The sequence below is a fragment of the Brachyspira sp. genome (assembly GCF_050873525.1).
GTDB lineage: Bacteria > Spirochaetota > Brachyspiria > Brachyspirales > Brachyspiraceae > Brachyspira.
In genome coordinates this window covers 1-6,310 of record NZ_JBNMIZ010000155.1, presented here as the reverse complement: position 1 = coordinate 6,310, position 6,310 = coordinate 1, and the positions used below count along the sequence as shown (strand labels likewise).

Annotated in this window: 9 protein-coding genes; 3 read left to right on the top strand and 6 right to left on the bottom strand. The window is 27.1% G+C overall.

Features of this window, described 5'->3' with window-relative positions; all coding sequences use genetic code 11:
• Positions 1-377: 377 nt before the first annotated feature.
• From ACR0QS_RS09810 to ACR0QS_RS09800, 3 genes are all read right to left on the bottom strand, one after another.
• A complete protein-coding gene (locus ACR0QS_RS09810; RefSeq protein WP_432633267.1) occupies positions 378-1,028 on the bottom strand; it encodes a flagellar hook assembly protein FlgD in 651 nt (216 codons plus the stop codon).
• A gap of 39 nt (positions 1,029-1,067) precedes the next feature.
• The gene (locus ACR0QS_RS09805) at positions 1,068-2,552 is read right to left on the bottom strand and encodes a flagellar hook-length control protein FliK (protein ID WP_432633266.1); all 1,485 of its coding nucleotides are present in this window, start codon (positions 2,550-2,552) and stop codon (positions 1,068-1,070) included.
• A gap of 96 nt (positions 2,553-2,648) precedes the next feature.
• Positions 2,649-3,257, bottom strand: coding sequence for a LemA family protein (locus ACR0QS_RS09800; protein WP_432633265.1), 609 nt, complete (start codon positions 3,255-3,257; stop codon positions 2,649-2,651).
• A 223-nt stretch (positions 3,258-3,480) separates the two neighbouring features.
• On the opposite strand from ACR0QS_RS09800, the gene ACR0QS_RS09795 reads away from it, so the two are divergent.
• The 3 genes from ACR0QS_RS09795 (at position 3,481) to ACR0QS_RS09785 (ending at position 4,629) form a co-directional block, all read left to right on the top strand.
• Complete coding sequence (locus ACR0QS_RS09795) at positions 3,481-4,092, top strand: response regulator (protein ID WP_432633264.1); 612 nt, start codon at positions 3,481-3,483, stop codon at positions 4,090-4,092.
• Between the two features lie 70 nt (positions 4,093-4,162).
• Positions 4,163-4,357 (top strand): hypothetical protein, encoded by a 195-nt coding sequence (locus tag ACR0QS_RS09790; protein ID WP_432633263.1) that lies wholly within the window; start codon positions 4,163-4,165, stop codon positions 4,355-4,357.
• Positions 4,354-4,629, top strand: coding sequence for a type II toxin-antitoxin system YafQ family toxin (locus tag ACR0QS_RS09785; RefSeq protein ID WP_432633262.1), 276 nt, complete (start codon positions 4,354-4,356; stop codon positions 4,627-4,629). Before ACR0QS_RS09790 ends, ACR0QS_RS09785 begins: the two co-directional genes overlap by 4 nt.
• 71 nt (positions 4,630-4,700) lie before the next feature.
• On the opposite strand, the gene ACR0QS_RS09780 is transcribed toward ACR0QS_RS09785, so the two are convergent.
• The 3 genes from ACR0QS_RS09780 to ACR0QS_RS09770 form a co-directional block, all read right to left on the bottom strand.
• Positions 4,701-5,165: a hypothetical protein gene (locus ACR0QS_RS09780; RefSeq protein ID WP_432633261.1), complete on the bottom strand. Its 465-nt coding sequence runs from the start codon at positions 5,163-5,165 to the stop codon at positions 4,701-4,703.
• A 32-nt stretch (positions 5,166-5,197) separates the two neighbouring features.
• The gene (locus ACR0QS_RS09775; RefSeq protein WP_432633260.1) at positions 5,198-5,407 is read right to left on the bottom strand and encodes a hypothetical protein; all 210 of its coding nucleotides are present in this window, start codon (positions 5,405-5,407) and stop codon (positions 5,198-5,200) included.
• Positions 5,408-5,418: 11 nt separating this feature from the next.
• Positions 5,419-6,310: hypothetical protein (locus tag ACR0QS_RS09770; protein WP_432633259.1), on the bottom strand; the 892-nt coding region annotated here is incomplete at its 5' end.

Here is a 6,310-nt window from a genome sequence, read left to right as displayed (position 1 = left end):
GTAATGAATTTATGAAAGAATTTAAGCGAATTTACGGCAAAAGTTAACATAATTTATATATTTTCTATTTTAATTAAATGATTTTTTATTGTCATTGCAAATATTTTTAATAATTCCGTCATTGCGAGCTTTCGTAGAAAAGCAAGGCTAAATCCAATCCAAAATAATAAAATTTCTTTGTTCTGGATTACTTCGGTCGTTCGCCAAAGGCGGGCAGATGCCCCACTCCCTCGTAATGACGGTTAAAAAATATCGTCATTGCGAGCGTGAGCGTGGCAATCCAATATTAATAAAGTTGAATTTTTAAAATCAAATTCCATAGGTTAACGGAATGAAAGCCAGTGTATTAAACTGGTAAGCAAACACTTTAGTCTTAATTATTCCACAGAACGCAAAATTGCGGAACTTCCATCCGAACCTGCCGAACCGTCATCTTCCGCCGAAGGTCTTGAAATAATTTGCGACTTTTGAGCCAAAGAAGATTGAAATACTTTTGTAGCTTCGTCTTCCGATTGAGCGTCAATTATTCTTTGAGTTGCCGCGGATTCTGAAGCTATTAACTCTCCGCTCGAATGAACTATCATAACATCTTCTGGACGAACCGTTATCAAACCGTTTTCAGTTCTAACGGCTAAAGCGACTCCCGTATCGTTTTCCATAACCATTTCAACCGGTCCCAAAAATCTGTTTCCCGCTTCGTCCATTACTTCAACGCTTTTACCGAGCATAGAATAACCCGTTTGACTCGAATAAAATGTTTTCATAGATTCCAAATTTTTATTAACCTGCGTCATTTGTTCCACCGAAGAAAACTGCGCAAGCTGAGCTATCATATCTCTATTATCCATAGGAGACAAAGGGTCCTGATGACTCATTTGAACGGTTAATAATTTTAGAAAATCGTCTTTCCCCAATGAATTTTTACTCGGGTCACGCTCATAATTATTTTGCAAATTAAAAGCGCCCACTTCGTTTTTTAATATTCTTATTTCTTTATCCGTCATTCTTAAAGCTTCCGCCGATAACATTATTATCTCCTTAATTTTAGTTAATAAATTATTTAAAAATTATATCAATAAATTTAATTTTCTCTCTGGGACAATATAATTTCTAATATCCGCAACTGTTTCTTCTACAAAATCTCCGCCTCCAAATCTTCCGAAAGAATTATTATCCGCAAATTCTGAAAATTCTTCATTATTAGGCATATCCTGTCTTAACATTACATCGAAACCTTCTATATTAATTCCGATTTCGTTTAACGAGGTTATCACGGTATCCAAATTTTTTGTGAATATATCTTTTATTTCGGCATTATCGACAAATATTTTTCCGACAAAATTATCGCCTTCCATACTTATTTTTAATCTAACTTTTCCCAAATATTCTGGGTTAAGAGACATTAAAACTTCGCTCTTTCCGTTATTAATCGCGACTTGAGCCTTTTCGACAAGTTTGCCCATCAAATCTTGAAATTTAATCATATTTTCTGTTAGACTATTTCCGCTTTGAGTTTTTGAAACATTATTATAATGATTAAAACCTTTCAAGTTAGCGCCTTCGGGAGAATCCTTCATATTTATAATCGTAATCTCCGCTCCCTTATCGTCCGAAATTGTATTATTTAAACTGTTATTGGAATTATTATTTAAGTTTTCGGTTTTGTTTTCGCGTTTATTTGATTGTATATTATCTTCCAAATCAAAATTATATTCTAAATCAATCTCTTCAATATTTTCTGCATTTTTATTTGATTCGGTTTCTTTCAAATTTTCTTTCAATTCTTTTATATTTTTTTCTTCCAAATTTTTAATTTGCAATTCTTTATTTTCTTTTATATTTTCGCTTTTTTCTTTTGAATTTTCTATAATTATATTTTTTAGATTTTCTAAAGATTCAAATAAATTTAATAAATCTTCTTTTTCATTTTCGTTTAATTCTTTCGATTCTAATTTTTTAATTTCTTTATTCAAATCGTTTATTTCTTTTATAAGATTTTCTTTTTCTTCTTTTGTCATATTTAAAAAAGAAGAAGATAATTTTTCCGCATTCTTATCGGTTTTTAAATCTTTTACGGATAAATTATTTTTTTCTATAAGATTTTTTGCTTTTTCTTTTATTGATTTAAGAGTTTCAATTTTTTTCTTGTCGGAATTTAAATCATTGGAATTTTCTTTAATAGCGTTATTTTCTGCATTTTCAGTTTTTTTATCTTCCAAAGAATTTTCTATATTATTATTTTCTTCTTTATTATTTTTTATTTGCTTGTTATCGTTTTGATTTTCCAAATTATGATTAAATTCTTCAACTTTATCGTTATCCATAGTTTCCAAATATTTTTGAAAATCGTCATTATTATTTTCTATATTGTCAGAATTTTTATAATCGTCTCTATCAATGCTTTTATTTGTCGAACTTTCCGAATAAATATCTTCTTTTTGAAGTTTATTCAACATTTCGGCAAAAGAATTATCGTTAATAATTTCCAAATTGTTACTTGAAGAAATATTATTATCTGCAAAAGCTAAAAAATTGCCAACTCCGTTTATCATAATTATAATTTCCTTAAATTAGATTTTATATATTACTACAATTATATTCGGAAGCATGGAATTTTCCTTGATAAAAAAATTAAGAAGAAAAATAATTTAATCAAAAATATGCGAAGTTTGAGATATTATATTTGTTCCCGTTTCAAAAGTCAAAAAAGGAAATTTTCCCATTATTCCCGCGACTATACTCGAAGGCGGCATTGAAGTTAATTTATTATATTCGGTTATATGATTATTGTATATTTCTATCGCTTTTTTTTCTTCTTCAATTATCGGTCTTATATCGGACAAAGCTTTTATATAGTTTTCGTTCGTTCTCAAAACGGGATAATTTCTCGCCGTATAATTAATTTTATCTATATTTTCCTGTATTCTTGCATGCAGATATTGAAATTCCTGAAAAGTAATCGGTTTTTCTATCAAAGTTTTATCGGTATTTATTAAATTTATTCTTCTTATATAATTGCTTAAAGAATTCAAAGTATATATATCCAATCTCGGAATCACGGAAACGGCATTATAATAATTTATCGAAGCTATATTTTTATTTGAATAAATTTCTATTATTTTATTTAAAGAAGCTCTTGAAAGTTCCTCTTCGTTTATTATCGATTTTCTTATCGAAACCGACACGACAGTCATAAATACGGTTATGGCTATTACATTAATAACTACAAATATAACGGCTACAACCGAACCTTTCATTAATAAAATCCTTTTTTAATTTATATTTTTCTTTTATATCTTAAAAACCAAAAATTAAACATTATATAAAATAATTCGGAATTTTTAAAATTATAATTATTATAATCAATGTCAATTAATATTTTTATTTGACAAAATTTTAATTATAGATTAATCTTTTTATAAATTTTATATTTTATACATTTGCTACATTTAATTATTTTTTAATTATTAAGGATTGTTTGTGAAAAATAACGAAATATTATACGATGACGATGATTTATTATCTCCATCCGATGCCGCAAAATTAGTCGGAGTCGCAAGAACTACCGTAAATTATTGGATTAGATATTACGGACTCAAAACGCAAGTCACCCCGGGAAGAAGATATAAAATAAAATATTCCGATTTCAAATTATTTTTAGATTTCAATCAAAACAAAAATAGAAAAGAAAAAAAAATAAAAAGAAGAACCATAAAATATAAAATAGCGATTTTAGAGCCTATTCTTGTAACGAGAAAAAATTATATAGAATGGCTTAAAGACGATTACGATATAATATGCATAACAGATTTGGCAAAACCTTTAAGAGAATTAAAAAGAATAGTTCCCGATATAATTTTAATGGATATAAATTTGATTGATGATAAAGTTTCTTTTTCCACTTTGGAAGAAATAAAAAAAGAAATGAAATTAAAAAATATTCCCGTAATAATCATAACAAAAAATTATAGCGAAGACGATGTAGTGAGCGGTTTGGAAAAAGGCGCATGCGATTATGTAAAAAAACCCGTAGGACAAAACGAACTTAAAGCGAGAATAAAAAATTTATTAAGATTCTTTATCGACATATAAAATATATTTTAATACTTTGTTTTTTATTAAATTCGCTATATAATAAGATTATAAAAAATTAGGAGCTATTATGACATTAATAATCGAAAATGCGGATAAAAATTTAGAAAGAGCTATAAAAAATGTAGTCAAACTTACTGATGCAAAAATGACAATTCAAAAAGAACCGAGCGATGAACTAATCGAAGCGATAAAAGAAGTTGAAAACGGAGAAGTGGAAAGATATAAAAATTTTGAAGAGTTTAAAAAGGCAATGCTTAAATGAAATACGAAATAGAAACTTCAAAAAAATTCAAAAAACAATTTAAAAAATTATCGCCACAAAATTCAAATCTCGTATTGGAAGTTATAGAAAAATTATCAAACGGCGAAATTTTAGAACAAAAATATAGTGACCATAAATTGAAAGGAAATTATAAAGAATATAGAGAATGCCATATAAAACCAGATTTACTTTTGATTTATAAAAAGAAAGAAGATATTTTAGTTTTAACTTGCATTGATTTAGGTTTACATAGCGAGTTATTTAAGAAATAGAAAACAATAAATGGACGAGGTTTTATCCCCGCCCTGTTCAATTTAACTAACGAAATATTTTCTAACTTTATTTACTCTTCAACTTTTTCAAAAATAACGGGATTATTTATATCTATCGAATATATCGTAGCAATGGCGTTAAAACTATTTGCATCGGCAAGCCCCACGCTAAACGCAAGTAGAAAATTATTTAAATCTCTTCTGAATTCCGCTGTATCGAGAGGATATGTAACAAGCGAATTATCATTGGTTTGTTTTATTCCTAAATAAGTTCTAATTTTTCCTTCTCCCATTTCCATTTCGCTTACATAATAAACAATATCTTTATCGTCCTCATTTTTATCGTTTATTTTTGAATAATAATTTGTCGTATTATAACTTATATCCTCTATTTTATCCTTACTTATAATATATTTATGAGGTTCTTTCTCGACAGAGCCTTCTAAAAAACCTTCATAAACTCCATTTTTGAAAGAATTTCCGCCACAGCCTACAGCCAAAATTAAAATTAAACTTAATAATATTTTTCTTAACATTTTTATTCTCCTTTATGATAATTTTTCATAATTCATTCACTCAAATCTTCGTAAAAATCTTCTTCTTGACTTCCATCCTCATCATCTGGAAACATTTGCCCTCTTATATATTCTTCTTCAATTTCCCACTCTTCAGGACTAAAATCTGTTTCATCTCCTTTGCCGTTAGTCCAAACATTATTTTCATCGTCCCAAGTCCAAATGTCTCCATTTTCATCTGTCCAAGATTTTTTATTTCTCATTTTTAACTCCTTTACTTTAAATAATATTCAAATTCTTCTATTGGAATAAATCCTAAATATTTTGTATCCGTAAAATCATTATATACCCGAAGGTTCTTTTCTATCTCCTCTTTTGTATAAAATACTTTATCTCTTTTTTGTATTGATTTTCTATAATTTAAAAAATCATTTGTAACTTCATTCCAAGTCGGTTTTATTAATGATTTATTATTTAATTGAAAATAAACAGTCTTTGTTATAGAATCCATTCTATCATTATATGTAAACCATTCGTTCCACCACCTATCGTAGGTTGAATAAGAATACCGCATATCTGGACTGCCTTCATAAACTATAACCATTCCATTAGAATTATAATTTAATAATCCGCTTTCTTCAAAATAATCATCATTGCTTTTATAATATTCATTTTGTAAACACAACCTACTAATAATAAATCCTCTGCTATTAAATAAATATATTCCTCTATCATTTTTGTTAATAATTTCAGGTTGAGTTAAACTATATTTATATGCTTTTTGTATATAATCATTGGTTTTAGTTATTCTAAAGCTTATTGAACTATCATAATAAATAAGATTATAAAAAGTTTCTCCAAATCTATTATTAGTAATTTCATAAAGTCTATTTGCATGCATGTTTGTATCTGTCCAATTAGTAGTTAAATTACCTTTTATATCATAATATTCCCCATATATATCATAATCATGCTGATTATACAAACTTTTATTAACATAGAATAATTTTTTCTCTTTAGTTTTTAAATTATACAAATATAAATTTTCATGCTTATCACTATAATCTTTATTTGAGTAAGTAGTTATAAAAACATATTCGGATGGAATTATTTCCGTTTTCAAAGTGCTATGATATAGTTTATTTGTATAATAATAGTATTTAAAT